The organism is Streptomyces sp. HP-A2021 (genome assembly GCF_022807935.1).
Taxonomy (GTDB): Bacteria; Actinomycetota; Actinomycetes; order Streptomycetales; family Streptomycetaceae; genus Streptomyces; species Streptomyces afghaniensis.
This window is the reverse complement of record NZ_CP094344.1, coordinates 3,747,944-3,765,742: the sequence shown is the minus strand read 5'-3', so window position 1 is coordinate 3,765,742 and position 17,799 is coordinate 3,747,944. Positions and strand designations below refer to the sequence as shown.

At 70.9% G+C, this 17,799-nt stretch carries 15 protein-coding genes and 1 pseudogene; 13 read left to right on the top strand and 3 right to left on the bottom strand.

Translation table 11 applies throughout. The features are described from left to right. The first annotated feature begins 12 nt into the window (after positions 1 to 12). The 3 genes and pseudogenes from MQE23_RS16955 to MQE23_RS16945 form a co-directional block, all read left to right on the top strand. Complete coding sequence (locus MQE23_RS16955; protein WP_037670432.1) at positions 13 to 1,278, top strand: N-acylneuraminate cytidylyltransferase; 1,266 nt, start codon at positions 13 to 15, stop codon at positions 1,276 to 1,278. Between the two features lie 13 nt (positions 1,279 to 1,291). Then, positions 1,292 to 2,230 carry an N-acetylneuraminate synthase family protein gene (locus MQE23_RS16950; RefSeq protein WP_020273960.1) on the top strand — a complete coding sequence of 313 codons (939 nt, stop codon included), beginning with the start codon at positions 1,292 to 1,294 and terminating at the stop codon, positions 2,228 to 2,230. 47 nt (positions 2,231 to 2,277) lie between these two features. Continuing rightward, positions 2,278 to 3,327, top strand: a pseudogene (locus MQE23_RS16945) (hypothetical protein); the annotation flags it as partial. Between the two features lie 442 nt (positions 3,328 to 3,769). Here the strand turns inward: MQE23_RS16945 and MQE23_RS16940 are convergent. Further along, on the bottom strand, positions 3,770 to 4,450 hold the full coding sequence (locus tag MQE23_RS16940; protein ID WP_243379513.1) for a class I SAM-dependent methyltransferase: 681 nt from the start codon (positions 4,448 to 4,450) through the stop codon (positions 3,770 to 3,772). A gap of 300 nt (positions 4,451 to 4,750) precedes the next feature. Here MQE23_RS16940 and MQE23_RS16935 point away from each other — a divergent pair, with 300 nt between their 5' ends. The 9 genes from MQE23_RS16935 (at position 4,751) to MQE23_RS16895 (ending at position 15,399) form a co-directional block, all read left to right on the top strand. Further along, complete coding sequence (locus MQE23_RS16935) at positions 4,751 to 5,983, top strand: M20 family metallopeptidase (protein WP_243382660.1); 1,233 nt, start codon at positions 4,751 to 4,753, stop codon at positions 5,981 to 5,983. Between the two features lie 405 nt (positions 5,984 to 6,388). Continuing rightward, positions 6,389 to 7,432, top strand: coding sequence for a BMP family ABC transporter substrate-binding protein (locus MQE23_RS16930; RefSeq protein WP_128092489.1), 1,044 nt, complete (start codon positions 6,389 to 6,391; stop codon positions 7,430 to 7,432). 293 nt (positions 7,433 to 7,725) lie between these two features. Beyond that, positions 7,726 to 8,772, top strand: coding sequence for a BMP family ABC transporter substrate-binding protein (locus MQE23_RS16925; RefSeq protein ID WP_243379512.1), 1,047 nt, complete (start codon positions 7,726 to 7,728; stop codon positions 8,770 to 8,772). A 211-nt stretch (positions 8,773 to 8,983) separates the two neighbouring features. Continuing rightward, the gene (locus MQE23_RS16920) at positions 8,984 to 10,555 is read left to right on the top strand and encodes an ABC transporter ATP-binding protein (RefSeq protein ID WP_243379511.1); all 1,572 of its coding nucleotides are present in this window, start codon (positions 8,984 to 8,986) and stop codon (positions 10,553 to 10,555) included. Beyond that, the gene (locus MQE23_RS16915; RefSeq protein WP_020270954.1) at positions 10,555 to 11,676 is read left to right on the top strand and encodes an ABC transporter permease; all 1,122 of its coding nucleotides are present in this window, start codon (positions 10,555 to 10,557) and stop codon (positions 11,674 to 11,676) included. Before MQE23_RS16920 ends, MQE23_RS16915 begins: the two co-directional genes overlap by 1 nt. Continuing rightward, positions 11,673 to 12,938, top strand: a complete 1,266-nt coding sequence (locus MQE23_RS16910) for an ABC transporter permease (protein WP_020270953.1) — start codon at positions 11,673 to 11,675, stop codon at positions 12,936 to 12,938. The genes MQE23_RS16915 and MQE23_RS16910 overlap by 4 nt, the downstream gene beginning before the upstream one ends. Next, entirely contained in the window at positions 12,935 to 13,339 is a 405-nt protein-coding gene (locus MQE23_RS16905) for a cytidine deaminase (RefSeq protein ID WP_020270952.1), read from the top strand. The genes MQE23_RS16910 and MQE23_RS16905 overlap by 4 nt, the downstream gene beginning before the upstream one ends. Positions 13,340 to 13,431: 92 nt before the next feature. Further along, entirely contained in the window at positions 13,432 to 14,709 is a 1,278-nt protein-coding gene (locus tag MQE23_RS16900; RefSeq protein WP_243382655.1) for a thymidine phosphorylase, read from the top strand. Positions 14,710 to 14,805: 96 nt separating this feature from the next. Continuing rightward, positions 14,806 to 15,399 carry a Uma2 family endonuclease gene (locus MQE23_RS16895; RefSeq protein WP_020270950.1) on the top strand — a complete coding sequence of 198 codons (594 nt, stop codon included), beginning with the start codon at positions 14,806 to 14,808 and terminating at the stop codon, positions 15,397 to 15,399. A 1-nt stretch (position 15,400) separates the two neighbouring features. On the opposite strand, the gene MQE23_RS16890 is transcribed toward MQE23_RS16895, so the two are convergent. Next, positions 15,401 to 16,321 (bottom strand): AEC family transporter, encoded by a 921-nt coding sequence (locus MQE23_RS16890; RefSeq protein ID WP_020270949.1) that lies wholly within the window; start codon positions 16,319 to 16,321, stop codon positions 15,401 to 15,403. A gap of 178 nt (positions 16,322 to 16,499) precedes the next feature. On the opposite strand from MQE23_RS16890, the gene MQE23_RS16885 reads away from it, so the two are divergent. Then, positions 16,500 to 16,844, top strand: a complete 345-nt coding sequence (locus MQE23_RS16885) for an STAS domain-containing protein (protein ID WP_243379510.1) — start codon at positions 16,500 to 16,502, stop codon at positions 16,842 to 16,844. Here the strand turns inward: MQE23_RS16885 and MQE23_RS16880 are convergent. Continuing rightward, a complete protein-coding gene (locus MQE23_RS16880) occupies positions 16,728 to 17,744 on the bottom strand; it encodes a sigma-70 family RNA polymerase sigma factor (RefSeq protein WP_020270948.1) in 1,017 nt (338 codons plus the stop codon). The genes MQE23_RS16885 and MQE23_RS16880 overlap by 117 nt on opposite strands. Positions 17,745 to 17,799 lie beyond the last annotated feature (55 nt).

The following is a 17,799-nucleotide window of genomic DNA, read 5'->3' as shown; positions in this document are numbered from 1 at the left end:
GGAGTAGACCCCATGTCCCGACCCGAAGCGGGCCGAGGTGCCTCGGTGCGCCGCGTGCTCGCGGTGATCCCCGCGCGCGGCGGCTCCAAGGGCGTGCCCGCGAAGAACCTCCTCCCGGTCGGCGGCGTCCCGCTGGTGGCGCGGGCGGTGCGCGAGTGCCGCGCCGCCCGGCTCGTGACGGACGTCGTGGTCTCCACCGACGACCAGGCCATCGCTTCCGCCGCCCGCCAGGCCGGCGCCGAGGTCGTACTGCGGCCCGCCGCCATCGCCGGCGACACGGCCACCTCGGAGGCCGCCGTCCTGCACGCCATGGACGCGCACGAGGCCCTGCACGGGGCGCCGGTGGACGTGGTCCTGCTCGTGCAGTGCACCAGCCCCTTCCTCGTCCGCGAGGACATCGACGGAGTCGCCGGGGCGATCACCGAGAACGGGGCCGACACCGCGGTGACCGTGGCGCCCTTCCACGGATTCGTCTGGCGGGACGCCGACGACGAGGCCGCGGCCGGGTCCGTCGCGGAGGCCGACGCGGCCGTAGGCGGCGGCTACGGCGTCAACCACGACAAGTCCTTCCGCCCCCGCCGCCAGGACCGCCCCCAGGACCTGCTGGAGACCGGCGCCGCCTACGCCATGGAGGCGGCCGGCTTCCGCAAGCACCAGCACCGCTTCTTCGGCCGGACCGAACTGGTCCGCACCGACGCCGCACGCGTGCTGGAGGTCGACGACCCGCACGACCTCGCCCGCGCCCGGGCCCTCGCGCCGCTCTTCGACGCGGACCGCCCCGGCGCGCTGCCGACCGCCGACGACATCGACGCGGTCGTCCTCGACTTCGACGGCACCCAGACCGACGACCGGGTGCTGGTCGACTCCGACGGACGGGAGTTCGTCTCCGTGCACCGCGGGGACGGACTCGGCATCGCGGCCCTCCGCAGGAGCGGCCTGAAGATGCTGATCCTGTCCACGGAACAGAACCCTGTGGTCGCCGCCCGGGCCCGGAAGCTCAAGCTCCCGGTGCTGCACGGCATCGACCGCAAGGACCTCGCGCTGAAGCAGTGGTGCGAGGAGCAGGGCATCGCGCCGGAGCGCGTGCTCTACGTCGGCAACGACGTCAATGACCTCCCGTGCTTCGCCCTCGTGGGCTGGCCCGTGGCGGTCGCGAGCGCCCACGACGTCGTGCGCGGCGCCGCACGCGCGGTCACCACCGTCCCCGGCGGCGACGGCGCGATCCGAGAGATCGCCAGCTGGATCCTCGGCCCCTCTCTCGATTCCCTCACCAAGTAAGGACATCTCTGCCATGAGCACCAACTCCCGTATCCGCCGGTTCGGCACGCGCGAGGTCGGCCCGGGCCGCCCGGTCTACGTCTGCGGTGAGATCGGCATCAACCACAACGGCGAGCTCGAGAACGCCTTCAAGCTGATCGACGCCGCCGCCGAGGCCGGCTGCGACGCCGTCAAGTTCCAGAAGCGCACCCCCGAGATCTGCACCCCGCGCGACCAGTGGGACATCGAGCGCGACACCCCCTGGGGCCGGATGACCTACATCGACTACCGCCACCGCGTGGAGTTCGGCGAGGACGAGTACCGCGCGATCGACGAGTACTGCAAGTCGAAGAACATCGACTGGTTCGCCTCCCCGTGGGACACCGAGGCCGTCGCCTTCCTGGAGAAGTTCGACGTCCCCGCCCACAAGGTCGCCTCCGCGTCCCTCACCGACGACGAGCTGCTGCGCGCCCTGCGCTCCACCGGCCGCGCGGTGATCCTCTCCACCGGCATGTCGACCCCGAAGCAGATCCGCCACGCGGTGGAGGTCCTCGGCTCCGACAACATCCTGATGTGCCACGCCACGTCGACCTACCCGGCGAAGGCCGAGGAGCTCAACCTGCGCGTCATCAACACGCTCCAGCAGGAGTACCCGAACGTTCCGATCGGCTACTCCGGCCACGAGACCGGCCTGCAGACCACCCTCGCCGCGGTCGCCCTGGGCGCCACCTTCGTCGAGCGTCACATCACCCTCGACCGCGCCATGTGGGGCTCGGACCAGGCCGCCTCCGTGGAGCCGCAGGGCCTCACCCGCCTCGTCCGCGACATCCGCACCATCGAGGCCTCCCTCGGTGACGGCGTCAAGAAGGTCTACGAGTCCGAGCTGGCCCCGATGAAGAAGCTGCGCCGCGTCGCCGGTGTGGTCGCCGAGGCGGAGATCGCCGACGCGGCGGGCGAGCCGGTCGGCGTCTGAGCGCACCACCCCCACAACCCCCCTTACGACGGGACGGTCGTACGTCGATGAGCCCCCGCGCCGGGAACGCCGGCCCCCACACTCTCGCGTTCGTCGAGAGTCCGGTACAGCTGCTGAACGTGCTGGAGTGGGCGCACGCGCATGCGCCCGGCGTGGGGCTCACCCTCGTGGTGCTGTCGCCCGTCGACCCGATGACGCGCGGCCAGCTGCGGCGGATGTCCGACCTGGCCCGCGACGAGGGGCACCAGGTCCGCTGGGAGGAAGCCCGCGGCGGGCCCCTGGCGCCCTTCCAGACCATCGGCGGCCTGACCGGCCTGCTCCGCAGGGCGCGCCGGGTCGTACTGGGGGACCCCTTCTCCCGCTACGTCCAACTGCTGCTGACGATCACCCGGGCCCGTGACCTGGTCGTCGTCGACGACGGCACGGCGACCATGGAGTTCGTCGGCCAACTGGCCCGGGGGGAACGGCTGGTGCGCTGGCACCGCAAGGGCGGCCGCCCCGGCCCGCGCGACCTGATCTTCGCGCCGGTGTCGGCCTCGGCCCGCCGCCGCCTGACCCCCGGCGGCGATCGCCACGTCGAGATCTTCTCCTCCATGCCGATGGAGGAGACCCCGGCGGGCGTCACCGTCAGCGCCAACGACTTCGCCTGGACCCGGGCCCGCTTCGGCCCGCCCCGCATCACCAAGGGCGCCGACATGGTGGGCACGTCCCTGGTGGAGACGGGCGTGGTCGACGACCACCGCTACCTGGAGGCCGTCCGCACGCTGGCCGGGGCCCACGGCGCGACCCGCTACTTCGCCCACCGCCGCGAGAGCACGGACAAGCTCCACCGGCTCGCGGTCGAGACGGGCCTGGAGATCGTCCGCCCCGAACTCCCCCTCGAACTGATCGCCCGCCGCGGCCCCATCGGCCGGACGATCCTCAGCTTCCCCTCCACGGTCGTCCACACCCTCCCGCTCGCCCTCTCCGGCACGGAGGTCCGCGTCGCGGTCTGCGACATCGACCCCACCTGGCTGACCGACCACGCCTCCCCTCGAGCCCAGGGCTTCCTGTCGGGAGTGACGGGGGCGGCACGGGATGTGCACCGGCTGTCGGCGGCGGGGCCGGGGGAGGGGACGGGCGGTCAGGAGGGCCCGGCGAGCACGGCCGGGCCGGGGGGTCCCGCGAGTACGCCCGGCTTCGGTGGTCCGAGAGGCTCGGCGCCCGCCGGAGACCCGACCGGTCCCGTGGGTACGGCCGGCCCGGGGAGTGCCACGGGTACGGCGGGCTCGACCGGGACGCCGCGCTCGGCGGGCTCGGCGGGCTCGGGGAGCATGGCCCGCTCGGCCGGGGCGGTGGGCTCGGCAGGTGTCGCCGGCCCGGCGGGTGCGGCGGGTGCGGTGACTGCCGGCTGATGTCCCGGAGGCGCCTCGGACACCAGCGGGGTCGACCGCGTCAGCGGCCTGTCAGGCGACTGGGCAGCTTGGCGGCTCGGCGGGCCGGCGGTTCCGGGATACCTCGCGGACGTGGGGGCGCGGCCGGCCGAAGCCCCGCGGCGGCTCACGCTCCGGCAGGAGCCGGCTTGCGTGCCAACAGGAACGCCCGGGGGCGCTGCTCCTCGCCCTCTGCCTCCCGCAGAACACGGGAATGCAGCTCCAGGCCGGCCTGCCTGAGCTGCGCCGCGACGGTCTCCGGCGTGCGCCAGTAGCAGTCGAGCGAGATCTCCTGCCCGAAGCGCTCGGTGAGACGCGCACGGCCGTCCTCGGCACCGGACTGGAACCCGAGCAGCACGGGCGCGCCCGGCACCAGGACGCGGTGGAACCCGGCGAAGACCGAGGGCAGATGCTCGTCCGGCACATGAATGATCGAGTACAGCGCGACGATGCCGCCGAGCGTCTCGTCCGGCAGGTCCAGCGCCGTCATCGAACCGACGTGGAACCGCAGCCCCGGGTGCGCCCGGCGGGCCAGGGCCACCATGCGCGGTGAGACGTCCACCCCGAACACCGGCAGCCCCAGGTCGTGCAGCCGGGCCGCCACGTACCCGGGACCGCTGCCGATGTCGGCGACCGGCGGCTGCACCGGCGCCCCGGGGGCACGCACCAGATCGACGAAGGCCGCAAGGAGAGCCCGCTCCAGCGGCCTCCCGGCGAGACTGTCCGGGAACCCGGCGGCATAGTCCTCGGCGATGGCGTCGTACGAGGCCTGGGTGGACTGGACGAAGTCGGGGGTGTCGGCGCGCACGGGGCGCACACTATCCGGGCCGGGCGTCCGCCAGACGAACAAGGCCGTGTTCCCCGCGCAGGGCGTGGTATCCGTGGAGGAGGATGGATGGATAACGGCGCCGTGGCGCAGGTGTGGTCGATGTCACACTCTGTGGGTCGTGGTGACCGGCTCGGCCCTAAAGGCGGGCGAGTTTACCCATCTCACTTGATAGCTATACGTTCGGCGGTCATATTTTCTGCCCCTAACGGGTTGAAGTTTTGTTGATCGAGGGTCAGCCGACCGCCCTGGCGCCCTACCCTTCAGAGGGTGAAGCAATTGATGTCACTGGAGTCCGAGGTCGATCTTCCCGGGGGAGCCGTACTTCCCGGTGCGCTGCCCGACGCTCTGCGCGCCGAGCTCATCGCGTTCCGACGCGACCTGCACATGCACCCGGAGCTGGGCAACCAGGAGTTCCGCACGACAGCCGCGATCAAGGAGCGGCTGGAGAGGGCCGGCCTCAAGCCGCGCGTACTCGCCGTCGGGACAGGACTCGTCTGTGACATCGGCGTAGAGGGCGAACAGTGGGCCGGAGGCCCCAGCATGCTCGCCATGCGGGCCGACATCGACGGCCTGCCCATCCCGGACATGAAGAGCGACTGCCCGTACCGCTCGACCGTGCCCGACCGCGCGCACGCCTGCGGCCACGACGTGCACACCACCGTCGTCCTCGGCGCCGGTCTCGTCCTGGCCGAACTGCACAAGCAGGGCCTGCTGCCGCGCCCCGTCCGGCTGATCTTCCAGCCCGCCGAGGAGGTACTGCCCGGCGGTGCCGCCGACGTCATCAAGTGCGGGGCGCTGGAGGGGGTCGGAGCGATCATCGCCGTGCACTGCGACCCCCGGGTGGACGCGGGGCAGGTCGGACTCCGGGAGGGCCCCATCACCTCGGCCTGCGACCGGCTGGAGATCGCCCTGAACGGCCCGGGCGGGCACACCGCACGCCCCCACCTCACGACCGACCTGGTCACCGCGGCCGCCCGCGTGGTCACCGACGTACCCGCCCTGGTCGGCCGGCGCTTCGACAGCCGGAGCGGGCTCGCCATCACCTGGGGCCGCGTGGAGTCCGGGCACGCGCCCAACGTCATCCCGCAGCACGCCGAGCTCTCCGGCACCGTGCGGTGCCTCGACATCGAGGCGTGGCGGCAGGCCCCCGACGTCGTGGTCGCCGCGATCGACGAGATCGCCAACCTGTACCGCGCCAAGTCGGAGATCAACTACGTCCGCGGCGTCCCGCCCGTCGTCAACGAGGCCGGCGTGACGGAGCTGCTGCGCGACGCCATGATCTCCCGACGCGGCGTCGACTCGGTCGTCGGCACGGAGCAGAGCCTCGGCGGCGAGGACTTCTCCTGGTACCTGGAACACGTCCCCGGCGCGATGGCCCGCCTGGGCGTACGCACCCCGGGCGAACGCCACGTACGCGACCTCCACCAGGGCGACTTCGACGTCGACGAGTCCGCGATCACGGTAGGCGTGGAACTCTTCACAGCTGCGGCCTTGGTCAACGGCCTGCGCTGACGGCCGGCTGCCAGGGGGCGCGGCGGGACCTCCCGCCGCCCCGCCCGGCGCCCCACCACTTGTCCTGCCCGGCGAGCCTCCAGCTGGCGCCCGCCCCCGCCCGGCGCAGCCTGCCCCGCCCCGCCCGGCGGAGCCCTCCCCACCCGCCCCCTTCAAGTCCGCAGCCTCCGGTTGCGCCCCGGGTGCCCACGGGGCAGCCTGGTGCGCGTGACGAGGAGGCATGCGCCGTGTGCCCGAGTACACCTTTCGACCCCGTTCGATCCCGTGGTTCACAAGGGCGTAACCGGCCATCGGCACGAATGGATAACGGCCCCGCAGCGAACCGTTCCCAGGAGTGTCTACGCGCGTTAATGTGCGCCGAACCGAGCACCCACTGCGGGGCTTTGGAGAATGGGGAACTTCACGATGCGTCGGATTTCCAAACTGACCCGCGTCGCGGTGGGGGTCGCGTCGCTCGGGCTCGTCGCCACGGCCTGTGGCGGCACCAGCGGTGAGAGTGGTGGCGGCGACAGCAAGGACCGTGGCGTCGCCATCGCGTACGACGTCGGCGGCAAGGGCGACCAGTCCTTCAACGACGCCGCCTACGCCGGCCTGACCAAGGCAAAGGACGAGTACGGCTACACGACCGCCGACATCGAGCCCACCGAGGGCGAGACCGACGCGGACAAGGAACAGCGCCTGGCCTCGCTGGCCAAGCAGGGCTACAACCCGGTCATCGGCGTCGGGTTCGCCTACACGCTGGCGATGAAGGCCGTGGCGCCCAAGTACCCGGACACCACCTTCGGCATCGTCGACTCCGTGGTCGAGGGCAAGAACGTCGCCTCCCTCGTCTTCGCCGAGGAGCAAGCCTCGTACCTCGCCGGCGTCGCCGCCGCCAAGGCCACCAAGTCGGACATCGTCGGCTTCGTGGGCGGTGTCGACGTCCCGCTGATCCACAAGTTCGAGGCCGGCTACAAGCAGGGCGTGCAGGACACCAACCCCAAGGTGAAGGTCCTGTCCCAGTACCTGACGCAGACGGCCGAGGAGGGCGGCTTCTCCAGCCCCGACAAGGGCAAGGCCGCCGCCGAGGGCCAGATCGAGAAGAAGGCCGACGTGCTCTACGCGGCCGCCGGACTGTCCGGCCAGGGCGTCATCGAGGCCGCCGCCAAGGCGAAGGTCTGGGCGATCGGCGTCGACTCCGACCAGTACAAGCAGGCCGCCCTCGCCCCGTACAAGAACTACATCCTCACCTCCGCCCTCAAGGACGTCGGCGGCGCGGTCTACGCGCTGTCCAAGTCCGTCCACGACGGCAAGCCCCTGACCGGCACCCAGACCTTCGACCTGAAGGTCAACGGCGTCGGCCTCTCCGAGTCGAACCCGGAGTACGCCAAGATCCCGGGGCTCGAGGACGCCGTGAACAAGGCCAAGGAAGGCATCGACGACGGCTCGATCAAGGTCAAGACCGAGTAGGCCGTCCAGCTGTCCGGCCGTGAGGCCGTAGGAGCGGGCGGGCACCCCGGGGTGCCCGCCCGCTCCTACGTTCCCGGGGCGCGCCGGGCCCGGATCACCCAGCGCCACCCTCCGTTCGCAGTCGGCAACGCCCCGGCCAAGGCCGGGTGATGGCTTGGCCACGGGCGCATAACAAGGTGGACAGAAGGGGTTTTCAGGCAGGTCTACGCGCGTTAATCTGCGGCGAAGCCAGCGCCGAAGCTGAACCGTCCCGGCGCTATGCGGCCCCGGTAGTACGACAGGAGCACCCACACATGCGCCGGATTTCCCGGATCACGGTCGCAGGCGCAGCGACCGCCTCCCTGGCCCTCGCCCTCTCCGCCTGTGGCAGCACCTCGACCTCCGGGTCGTCGGACTCGAAGGGGGGCAAGGGCCTCGCCATCGCGTACGACGTCGGCGGCAAGGGTGACCAGTCGTTCAACGACGCCGCGTACGCCGGCCTGGAGCAGGCGAAGAAGGAGTTCGGCTACCAGACGGCCGACCTGGAGCCCACCGAGGGCGAGACGGACGCCGACAAGGAGCAGCGTCTGGTCTCGCTGGCGAAGCAGGGCTACGACCCGGTCATCGGCGTCGGCTACGCGTACGCCGCGGCCGTCAAGGGTGCCGCTGAGAAGTTCCCGAAGACCACCTTCGGCATCGTCGACGACGCCACGATCAACTCCAAGAACGTCGCCGACCTCGTCTTCAGCGAGGAGCAGGCCTCGTACCTGGCCGGTGTCGCCGCCGCCAAGAGCACCAAGTCGAACGTCGTCGGCTTCGTCGGAGGTGTGGACATCCCGCTGATCCACAAGTTCCAGGCGGGCTTCGAGCAGGGCGTCAAGGACACGAACCCGAAGGTGAAGGTCCTGTCGCAGTACCTGACGCAGACGGCCGAGGAGGGCGGTTTCTCCAGCCCCGACAAGGGCAAGACGGCTGCCGAGGGCCAGATCGAGAAGAAGGCCGACGTCGTCTACGCGGCCGCCGGCCTGTCCGGCCAGGGCGTCATCGAGGCCGCCGCCGCCAAGAAGGTGTGGGCCATCGGTGTCGACTCCGACCAGTACAAGCAGGAGGCCCTCGCCAAGTACAAGGACTTCATCCTGACCTCGGCGATGAAGGACGTCGCCAAGGCGGTGTACAACCTGGCGAAGTCGGTCGAGGACGGCAAGCCCGAGACCGGTATCGTTCGTGGCGATCTGAAGACCGGCGAGGTGAGCCTGTCGGACTCCAACCCGAAGTTCGCGGACGACGCCGAGCTTCAGGAAGCCATCAAGACGGCCAAGGAGAAGATCATCAGCGGCGAGATCAAGGTCAAGAGCAGCTGACGACCGACTGCCTCGAAGCAGGCGGTAACCCCCGGGGTTACGTCCGCTCGACGGGGTACGGGGAGGCTGCTCCTCGTACCCCGTTGTCGCGGTGCGTCGGCCCCTTTGTATGCCGTAGGGGCGCTACGCGCGTAGACGGCCCCCGTCCCCAGGAGAGTGCGTCATCAACGCGTCCAGCAGCCCTCCGGCCGGAGCGGCGGTCAAGGAATCGGTGACCGCCGTCGAGCTCGCCGGGATCACGAAGCGTTTCCCGGGCGTCGTGGCCAACCACGACATCCACCTCAGCGTCCGCAAGGGCACCGTGCACGCCCTCGTCGGCGAGAACGGCGCCGGCAAGTCGACGCTGATGAAGATCCTCTACGGCATGCAGAAGCCGGACGAGGGCACCATCGCCGTCGACGGCGAGCAGGTCAGCTTCTCGTCGCCGGCCGACGCCATCGTCCGCGGCATCGGCATGGTCCACCAGCACTTCATGCTCGCCGACAACCTCACGGTCCTCGAGAACGTCGTGCTCGGCAGCGAGCAGCTGTACGGCATCGGCGCCAAGGCCCGCCGCAAGATCAAGGAACTCTCCGAGCGCTACGGCCTCGACGTCAAGCCCGACCTCCTGATCGAGGAGCTCGGCGTCGCCGCCCGCCAGCGCGTGGAGATCCTCAAGGTCCTCTACCGCGGCGCCCGCACCCTCATCCTGGACGAGCCGACCGCCGTGCTCGTCCCGCAGGAGGTCGACGCCCTCTTCGCCAACCTGCGCGAACTGCGGTCCGAGGGCCTGTCGGTCATCTTCATCTCGCACAAGCTCGGCGAGGTGCTCTCCGTCGCCGACGAGATCACCGTCATCCGCCGCGGCACCACCGTCGGCACGGCCGTCCCCGCCGAGACCACCCCGCGCCAGCTCGCCGAGATGATGGTCGGCAGCGAACTGCCCACCCCCGAGACGGCCGAGTCCACGGTCACCGACCGCCCGGTCATCAGCGTCGACAGGCTCCGCCTGGCCGCCCCCGGCGGCAAGGCCCTCCTCGACGACATCAGCTTCACCATCCACGCGGGCGAGGTCCTCGGCATCGCCGGTGTCGAGGGCAACGGCCAGACCGAGCTGGTCGACGCGCTCATCGGCCTGCGGGCCGCCGACTCCGGCACCATCCGGCTCGCCGACGAGGAGATCACCGCCTGGCCCACCCGCAGGCGCCGCGAGCAGGGCATCGGCTACATCCCCGAGGACCGGCACCGCCACGGCCTGCTCCTGGAGGCACCCCTCTGGGAGAACCGCATCCTCGGCCACGTCACCGAGAAGCCGCTCGCCAAGGGCGTCTGGCTGGACCCGAAGGCGGCCCAGGAGGACACCCGCCGGATCGTCACCGAGTACGACGTCCGCACCCCCGGCATCGACGTCACCGCCGCCTCCCTCTCCGGCGGCAACCAGCAGAAGCTGATCGTCGGCCGCGAGATGAGCCACAAGCCGCGCTTCCTGATCGCCGCCCACCCCACGCGGGGCGTGGACGTCGGCGCCCAGGCCGCCATCTGGGACCACATCCGCGAGGCCCGCCGCGAGGGCCTGGCCGTCCTGCTGATCTCCGCCGACCTGGACGAGCTCATCGGCCTGTCCGACACGCTGCGCGTGATCTACAACGGCAAGCTGGTCGCGGACGCCGACCCGGCCACCATCACCCCCGAGGAGCTCGGCTCGGCCATGACCGGCGCCGCCACCGGGCACCTCGCGCACGAAGAGACCCCCGAGACCTCGAAGGCCGACGCCCCCGAGTCTCCGGAAGACGAGGCCCGCTGATGAAGAAGTTCGACAGGGAGCGCGTGCTCCTCGCGGTGGCCGGACCGGTCATCGCGCTCGCCGTGGCCTTCGCCCTGACCTCGATCGTGCTGGTCGCGTCGGGCAAGAGCCCCGTCGAGCCGTACGCCCTGATGTTCGAGCAGCTGAGCTTCTCCGACATCCAGGTCCTGATCATCAACCAGGCCTCGATGTACTACATCGCGGCCCTCGCGGTGGCCATCGGCTTCCGGATGAACCTGTTCAACATCGGCGTCGACGGGCAGTACCAGCTCGGCGCGATGCTGGCCGCGGTCGTCGGCGCCCACGTCGCGCTGCCGGCACCCCTCCAGGTCCCGCTGCTGCTCCTGACCGCCGTCCTCACCGGCGCCTTCTGGGCCGGCATCGCCGGCGTCCTCAAGGTCACCCGCGGCGTCAGCGAGGTCGTCGCCACGATCATGCTCAACGCGATCGCCACCTCCGTGATCGCCTACCTGTGGCTGCCGAACGTCTTCGGTGTGAAGGTCGGCAACAACAACACCACCGGCGAGATGCACGAGTCCGGCTGGATCCCGGGCATCAGCATGGGCGCGGCCGGCGAGATCTACGGCCTGGTGCTCCTCGCCGTCCTGCTCGGCATCGGCTACTGGGTCGTCCTCAACCGCACCCGCTTCGGCTTCGACCTGCGCGCCTCCGGCGCCTCGCAGACCGCCGCCGCGGCCAGCGGTGTGGACCCCAAGCGCATGGTGCTCAGCGCCATGCTGATCTCCGGCGGCATCGCGGGCCTCGCCGGCCTGCCGATCCTGCTCGGCGACACCCACACGTACAGCCTGAACTTCCCCACCGGCATCGGCTTCCTGGGCATCGGCATCGCCCTCCTCGGCCGCAACAGCCCCGTGGGCATCGCCTTCGCCGCCCTGCTGTGGGCCTGGCTCGACAAGGCCTCGCCCGAGCTGGACTTCCACGGCTACGACAAGGAGATCGCGGTCATCATGCAGGGCCTGATCGTGCTCTCGGTCGTCGTCTCCTACGAGGCCGTGCGCGAGTGGGGCCTGCGCCGCCAGCAGCGCCGGGTCGGCGCCGAACTGGCCGCCGGTCACGTCCTCGGCAACAACAACACCACGAAGGAGGTGGCTGGCCGATGACCACCGCGACCGACCTCAACCAGCCCACGCTGCAGCCCGCGGCGCCGACCGGCCGCCGCCTGTCGTGGCCCGTCCTGCTGCTGATCATCGCCGGAGGGCTGGCGCTCACCTCGATCGTCCGCCTCATCACGGGCGCCGACGGCATCACCAACGTCAGCCAGATGTCCACCGCGCTCCAGCTCGCCGTGCCGATCGGCCTGGCCGGTCTCGGCGGCCTGTGGGCCGAGCGCGCGGGCGTGGTCAACATCGGCCTCGAGGGCATGATGATCCTCGGCACCTGGTTCGGCGCCTGGGCCGGCTTCCAGTGGGGCCCGTGGACGGGTGTCCTGGTCGGCGTCGCCGGCGGCGCGATCGGCGGCCTGCTGCACGCCTTCGTGACCGTCACCTTCAACGTCAACCACATCGTCTCCGGTGTGGCCATCAACATCCTCGCCCTCGGCGCCACCCGCTACCTCGCGCCCCTCGCCTTCGAGGGCCACACGGGCGGCTCCGCCAAGCAGTCCCCGGCGGTGGACTCCCTCGGCAACTTCACCGTGCCGGGCCTGTCCGACGCGCTCAGGGACCTCAACAACCAGGGCTGGTTCTTCATCTCCGACATCGCCGGCCTGCTCGGCGGCCTGGTCACCAACGTCTCCTGGCTGACCCTGATCGCCGTCGCCCTGATCCCCGGCACCTGGTGGATCCTGTGGCGCACCGCGTTCGGCCTGCGGCTGCGCTCCTGCGGCGAGAACCCGGTCGCGGCCGAGTCCCTCGGCGTCAACGTCTACAAGTACAAGTACATCGCCGTGATCATCTCCGGCGGTCTGGCCGGCCTCGGCGGCGTCTTCCTGTCCATCGTGGCCAACCCCTTCTACCTGGAGGGCCAGGTCAGCGGCCGCGGCTACATCGGTCTCGCCGCGATGATCTTCGGCAACTGGATGCCCGGCGGCCTCGCCCTCGGCGCGGGTCTGTTCGGCTACACCGACAGCCTCAACCTGCGCGGCGGCTCGGCCAACGTCCACGCCCTGCTGCTGCTCGGCGCCCTGCTGCTGCTCATCGGCGCCATCTGGCTGGTGGTCCGCAAGAAGTACGTCCAGGCCGTGGTCACCGTGGTCGTCGGCGGCCTGGTGTTCGCCTGGTACGCGACCACCAACGAGGTCCCGAACCAGGTCGTCTCCGCCACGCCGTACGTCATCACCCTGGTGGTCCTCGCCCTGTCCGCCCAGCGCCTGCGGATGCCGAGGGCGAACGGCATGCCGTACCGGAAGGGGCAGGGCAAGTGACCGCCGTCGGCCCGGACGTCGACTGGGAGAAGCTGCGCGCGGTGGCCCGGGACGCCATGTCCCGGGCGTACGCCCCGTACTCCGGTTACCCGGTGGGCGTGGCGGCCCTGGTCGACGACGGCCGCATCATCTCCGGCTGCAACGTCGAGAACGCCTCGTACGGGCTCGGCCTGTGCGCCGAGTGCGGCCTGGTCTCGGAGCTGCACAACACCGGCGGCGGCCGGCTGACGCACTTCACCTGCGTCGACCGTGACGGCGCCACGCTCGTGCCGTGCGGCCGCTGCCGCCAGCTGCTGCACGAGTTCGGCGGCCCGGACCTGCTGCTGGAGACCCCGGCGGGGATCCTGCCGCTGTCGGAGATGCTGCCCCAGGCCTTCGGCCCGGAGCACCTCACCAAGTAATCCCCGTGCGGCCCCCCTGAGTTGCTCATGCGACCGGCTCAGGGGGGCCGTACGGCTTCTGGAACCCTCGGAAGGAAGCCCAAGCCATGGCCATGGACGCCATCTCCGTCATCCGCACCAAGCGGGACCGCGGCGAACTCAGCGACGAGCAGATCGACTGGGTCATCGACGCGTACACCCGCGGGGAGGTGGCCGACGAGCAGATGTCGGCCCTCGCGATGGCCATCCTGCTCAACGGCATGAACCGGCGCGAGATCGCCCGCTGGACGGCCGCGATGATCGCCTCCGGCGAGCGCATGGACTTCTCGTCCCTGTCCCGCCCGACGGCCGACAAGCACTCCACCGGCGGCGTCGGCGACAAGATCACCCTCCCGCTGGCCCCCCTGGTCGCCGCCTGCGGCGCCGCGGTCCCCCAGCTCTCCGGCCGCGGCCTCGGCCACACGGGCGGCACGCTGGACAAGCTGGAGTCGATCCCCGGCTGGCGCGCCCTGCTCTCGAACGAGGAGATGCTCTCCGTCCTGGACGGCACCGGCGCGGTGATCTGCGCGGCGGGCGACGGCCTGGCCCCGGCCGACAAGAAGCTGTACGCCCTGCGCGACGTCACGGGCACGGTCGAGGCGATCCCGCTGATCGCCTCCTCGATCATGTCGAAGAAGATCGCCGAGGGCACGGGCTCGCTGGTCCTGGACGTGAAGGTCGGCACGGGCGCCTTCATGAAGACCCTGGAGGACGCCCGCGAACTGGCCTCCACGATGGTGGGCCTCGGCACCGACCACGGCGTGAAGACGGTCGCGCTGCTCACCGACATGTCGACCCCGCTCGGTCTGACGGCGGGCAACGCGCTGGAGGTCCGCGAGTCGGTGGAGGTCCTGGCGGGCGGCGGCCCGGCGGACGTGGTCGAGCTGACCATCGCCCTGGCCCGCGAGATGCTCGACGCGGCGGGCGTCAGGGACGCCGACCCGGCGAAGGCCCTGGCCGACGGCTCGGCGATGGACGTCTGGCGCCGCATGATCACGGCCCAGGGCGGCGACCCGGACGCGGCGCTTCCGGTGGCCCGCGAACAGCACGTGATCAAGGCCCCGTCCTCGGGCGTCCTCACCCGCCTCGACGCCTACGACATCGGCGTCGCCGCCTGGCGCCTGGGCGCGGGCCGCGCCCGCAAGGAGGACCCGGTGCAGGCGGGCGCGGGCATCGAGATGCATGCCAAGCCCGGCGACCAGGTCACCGAGGGCCAGCCCCTTCTGACCCTCCACACGGACACGCCGGAACGCTTCGAGTACGCGCTGGAGGCGGTCGAGGGCTCGTACGACATCGCGACGCCGGGGACGGCCTTCACGGCGTCGCCGGTGGTGCTGGAACGTATCGCCTGAGCTGGGGTTTTCTCGTTTGGGCGAACGGGACTGGTGGACCCGCACCAGTCCCGTTCGGCATGCTGGGATCGGTGACGCACTGATTGGAGAACCGCCATGAGCGCACTCACCGTCGACCACTCGACGGCCAGCGGCCACGAGTGGGACGACCTCGTTCGGATCTGGCAGGAGACGGACGCGCCAGAGGGCTGCAAGGTGGAGATCATCGAGGGGATCGTCACCGTGGCACCACCGCCGTCCAATGCCCACAACGACATCGCTGACCTGGTTCAGCGAGCCCTGTACGAGGTCATCCCCAGGCATTGGGGCATCTACCAGACCCTGGGTACGGCGGTCCCGTCCCGTGACGGGCTCTACATTCCCGATCTCGCGATCGCCCCCCGGCAGGTGCTGCGTGACGAGGGCGGCAACTTCATCCCAGCGGCTGCCGCTGAACTCATCGTCGAGATCACGTCCAAGTCGAATGCGGCCCACGACCGGATCAAGAAGGCCGCAGGTTACGCCCAGGCCGGCGTTCCGCTGTACCTGCTCATCGACGGCTGGGCACCTGGCGGTCCCACCATCACGCTCTACGGCGAACCGCAAGGGGACGTCTACCGGGTTCTGCACGCAGGCAAGTTCGGAGAACTCATTGCCTTGCCGGAGCCCTTCGCCCTCGAACTCGACACCGGCGAGTTCCCGGAGCACTGAGTCACCCCAACACCGCCGCCACCACCACAAGCACCGGCACCGCCAACACCGTCGACAACAAGATCGCCTCCCTCGCCAGCACCTCGCCCACCCGATAACTGCTCGCGTACGTGAACAGGTTCTGCGCCGCCGGAAGCGCCGACGTCACCACCACGTCGAGCAGCGAGGCCCCGTGGAGACCGAAGACGCCCGCTGCGAGGGCCCAGGCGACCAGGGGCTGGATGACCGCCTTGAGGGTCACGGCGAGGAGGACAGGGGCCCGTTCCGCGCCGCGCAGCGGGAGCGTGCTGCCGCGCAGGGAGATGCCGAAGGCCAGCAGCACCGCCGGGACCGACATGTTGCCGATCAGGGTGAGCGGGTCCATCAAGGGACCGGGGACGTGCAGGCCCGACGCCGACGCCGCCACACCGGCCAGGGAGCCCAGGGCTATCGGATTGCGCAGCGGCGTGAGCAGCCGTTGCCACAGAGGCCGCTTCTCGCCGCCGCTCGCCAGGTCCAGGACCGTCAGCGCCACCGGCGTGACGCCCACCAGCTGGAACAGCAGCACCGGCGCGACCAGTGACGCGTCGCCCAGCACGTACACCGCGATCGGGATGCCGAGGTTGCCCGAGTTGACGTAGCTGGAGCACAGCGCGCCGATCGTCGTCCGGCCCACACCCCAGCCGCGCACGGCACCCACCGCCACGAACACACCCGCCGCCGCTGCCGTGCTCATCGCCGTGACCAGCAGCCGGTCCGAGAAGATCACCGACAGGTCGGCCCGGGCGAGCGTCGTGAAGAGCAGGGCGGGAGACGCCACATGGAAGGCCAGCTTCGTCAGGACCTCGCGCCCGCCGTCGCCCAGATACCCCCGGCGGCCGATCAGATAGCCGACCCCGATGACGACCGCGATGACCGCGAAGCCACTCAGCACCCCCTGCACGAGGCCCCCTCACCGGCGACACGTGCATCGGACAGCGCGGGAGGGGCAGATGCATGGGGCATACAGCCAACCCTCCGGGGAAGGCCGTACCGAGGTCAATGTGATCCTTACGGCGCCGAGAGGACGGACAGCCGCGATGAGTTACCGCCGCCCGCCCGGTCTACCGATCGTGGACGCCATGACACCCCCCGTGCTCGTGCTCCCCGGTCCCGTCGCCCGGGACGAGGTGAGCGGACTGAGCGACGACGTCAGGGCACTGCTGCGAACCAGCCGTGCCCGGGTCGTGGTGTGCGATGTCGGAGGCCTCGGGCCGCCCGGGCTCGCCGCCGTCGACCTGCTGGCGCGGCTCCAGCTGGCCGCCCGGCGGGCCGGGGGCCGGATACGGCTGCGCGACCCCGACCCGGCCCTACGCGCCCTGCTCGACCTGGTCGGTCTCCGCTTCGAGGTGGAGGGGCAGGCCGAAGAGCGGGAACCAGCGCTGGGTGTCGAGGAAACAGTGGAACCCGGTGATCCGGCCGTCTGAGATCTCCAGCACCTGGACCGCCCACGGCGAGAAGCCGCCCTTCTCCGGGTCCGGCTTGTACTGAGCGAACCCCGGCAGGCCGTTGACCTGGACCGGCACCAGCCGGGAACCCGCGCAGGGCGCGCCGAGCGTCGTCATGAAGCCGGTGATGTCGCCGACGCCGGTCAGCCACAGGTCGAACGGCGGCATCGTCATGACCGCGTCCTCGTGCAGCAGGGCCGTCAGCGCCGTCATGTCGTAGCCCTCGAAGGCCGCGACATAGCGGTCCAGCAGCTTCTGCTGGTCCTCGTCCAGCGGGTCGGAGACGGCCGCTTCGGCGCCCGGCTCCTGCCGCTCGGCCAGAGTGGCGCGAGCCCGCTGGAGGGCGCTGTTGACCGACGCCACCGACGTGCCCAGCAGCTCGGCGACCTCGCTGGCCTTCCAGGCCAGCACCTCGCGCAGGATCAGCACGGCCCGCTGCTTGGCCGGCAGCTTCTGCAGGGCGGCCATGAAGGCGAGCCGCACGGACTCCTTGGCGATCGCCGCCTCCGCCGGGTCGCCGGTCGTGGGCAGCACACGGGCGTCCGGCATGGGCTCCAGCCAGGTGTTGTCCGGTCGGGGGGAGAGGGCGGCCTGGGCGAGCGGGGTGGACTCGGTCAGGTCCATGGGCCTGGCGCGCTTGTTGCCCGCGGTCAGCATGTCCAGGCACACGTTGGTCGCGATGCGGTAGAGCCAGGAGCGGAGGCTGGAGCGGCCCTCGAACTTGTCGTAGCTGCGCCAGGCGCGGACCATCGTGTCCTGCACCGCGTCCTCGGCCTCGAAGGAGGAGCCGAGCATCCGGTAGCAGTACCCCGTCAGCTCGGTGCGGTGTGCCTCCAGCCTGGTGTCCAGATCTGTCGGTGTCGCCGTGCCGTTCGTCATCGTCCACCCACCCCTGTGGAATTTCTGTCACGCGCCGTCGCGTCCAGCACTTCGG

Coding starts and splice junctions, on each gene's coding strand:
- MQE23_RS16925 (WP_243379512.1), top strand. CDS start 7,726: ATGCGCCGGATTTCCCGGATCACGGTCGCAGGCGCAGCGACCGCCTCC.
- MQE23_RS16885 (WP_243379510.1), top strand. CDS start 16,500: ATGACACCCCCCGTGCTCGTGCTCCCCGGTCCCGTCGCCCGGGACGAG.
- MQE23_RS16955 (WP_037670432.1), top strand. CDS start 13: ATGTCCCGACCCGAAGCGGGCCGAGGTGCCTCGGTGCGCCGCGTGCTC.
- MQE23_RS16900 (WP_243382655.1), top strand. CDS start 13,432: ATGGACGCCATCTCCGTCATCCGCACCAAGCGGGACCGCGGCGAACTC.
- MQE23_RS16895 (WP_020270950.1), top strand. CDS start 14,806: ATGAGCGCACTCACCGTCGACCACTCGACGGCCAGCGGCCACGAGTGG.
- MQE23_RS16950 (WP_020273960.1), top strand. CDS start 1,292: ATGAGCACCAACTCCCGTATCCGCCGGTTCGGCACGCGCGAGGTCGGC.
- MQE23_RS16935 (WP_243382660.1), top strand. CDS start 4,751: ATGTCACTGGAGTCCGAGGTCGATCTTCCCGGGGGAGCCGTACTTCCC.
- MQE23_RS16930 (WP_128092489.1), top strand. CDS start 6,389: ATGCGTCGGATTTCCAAACTGACCCGCGTCGCGGTGGGGGTCGCGTCG.
- MQE23_RS16880 (WP_020270948.1), bottom strand. CDS start 17,744: ATGACGAACGGCACGGCGACACCGACAGATCTGGACACCAGGCTGGAG.
- MQE23_RS16915 (WP_020270954.1), top strand. CDS start 10,555: ATGAAGAAGTTCGACAGGGAGCGCGTGCTCCTCGCGGTGGCCGGACCG.
- MQE23_RS16910 (WP_020270953.1), top strand. CDS start 11,673: ATGACCACCGCGACCGACCTCAACCAGCCCACGCTGCAGCCCGCGGCG.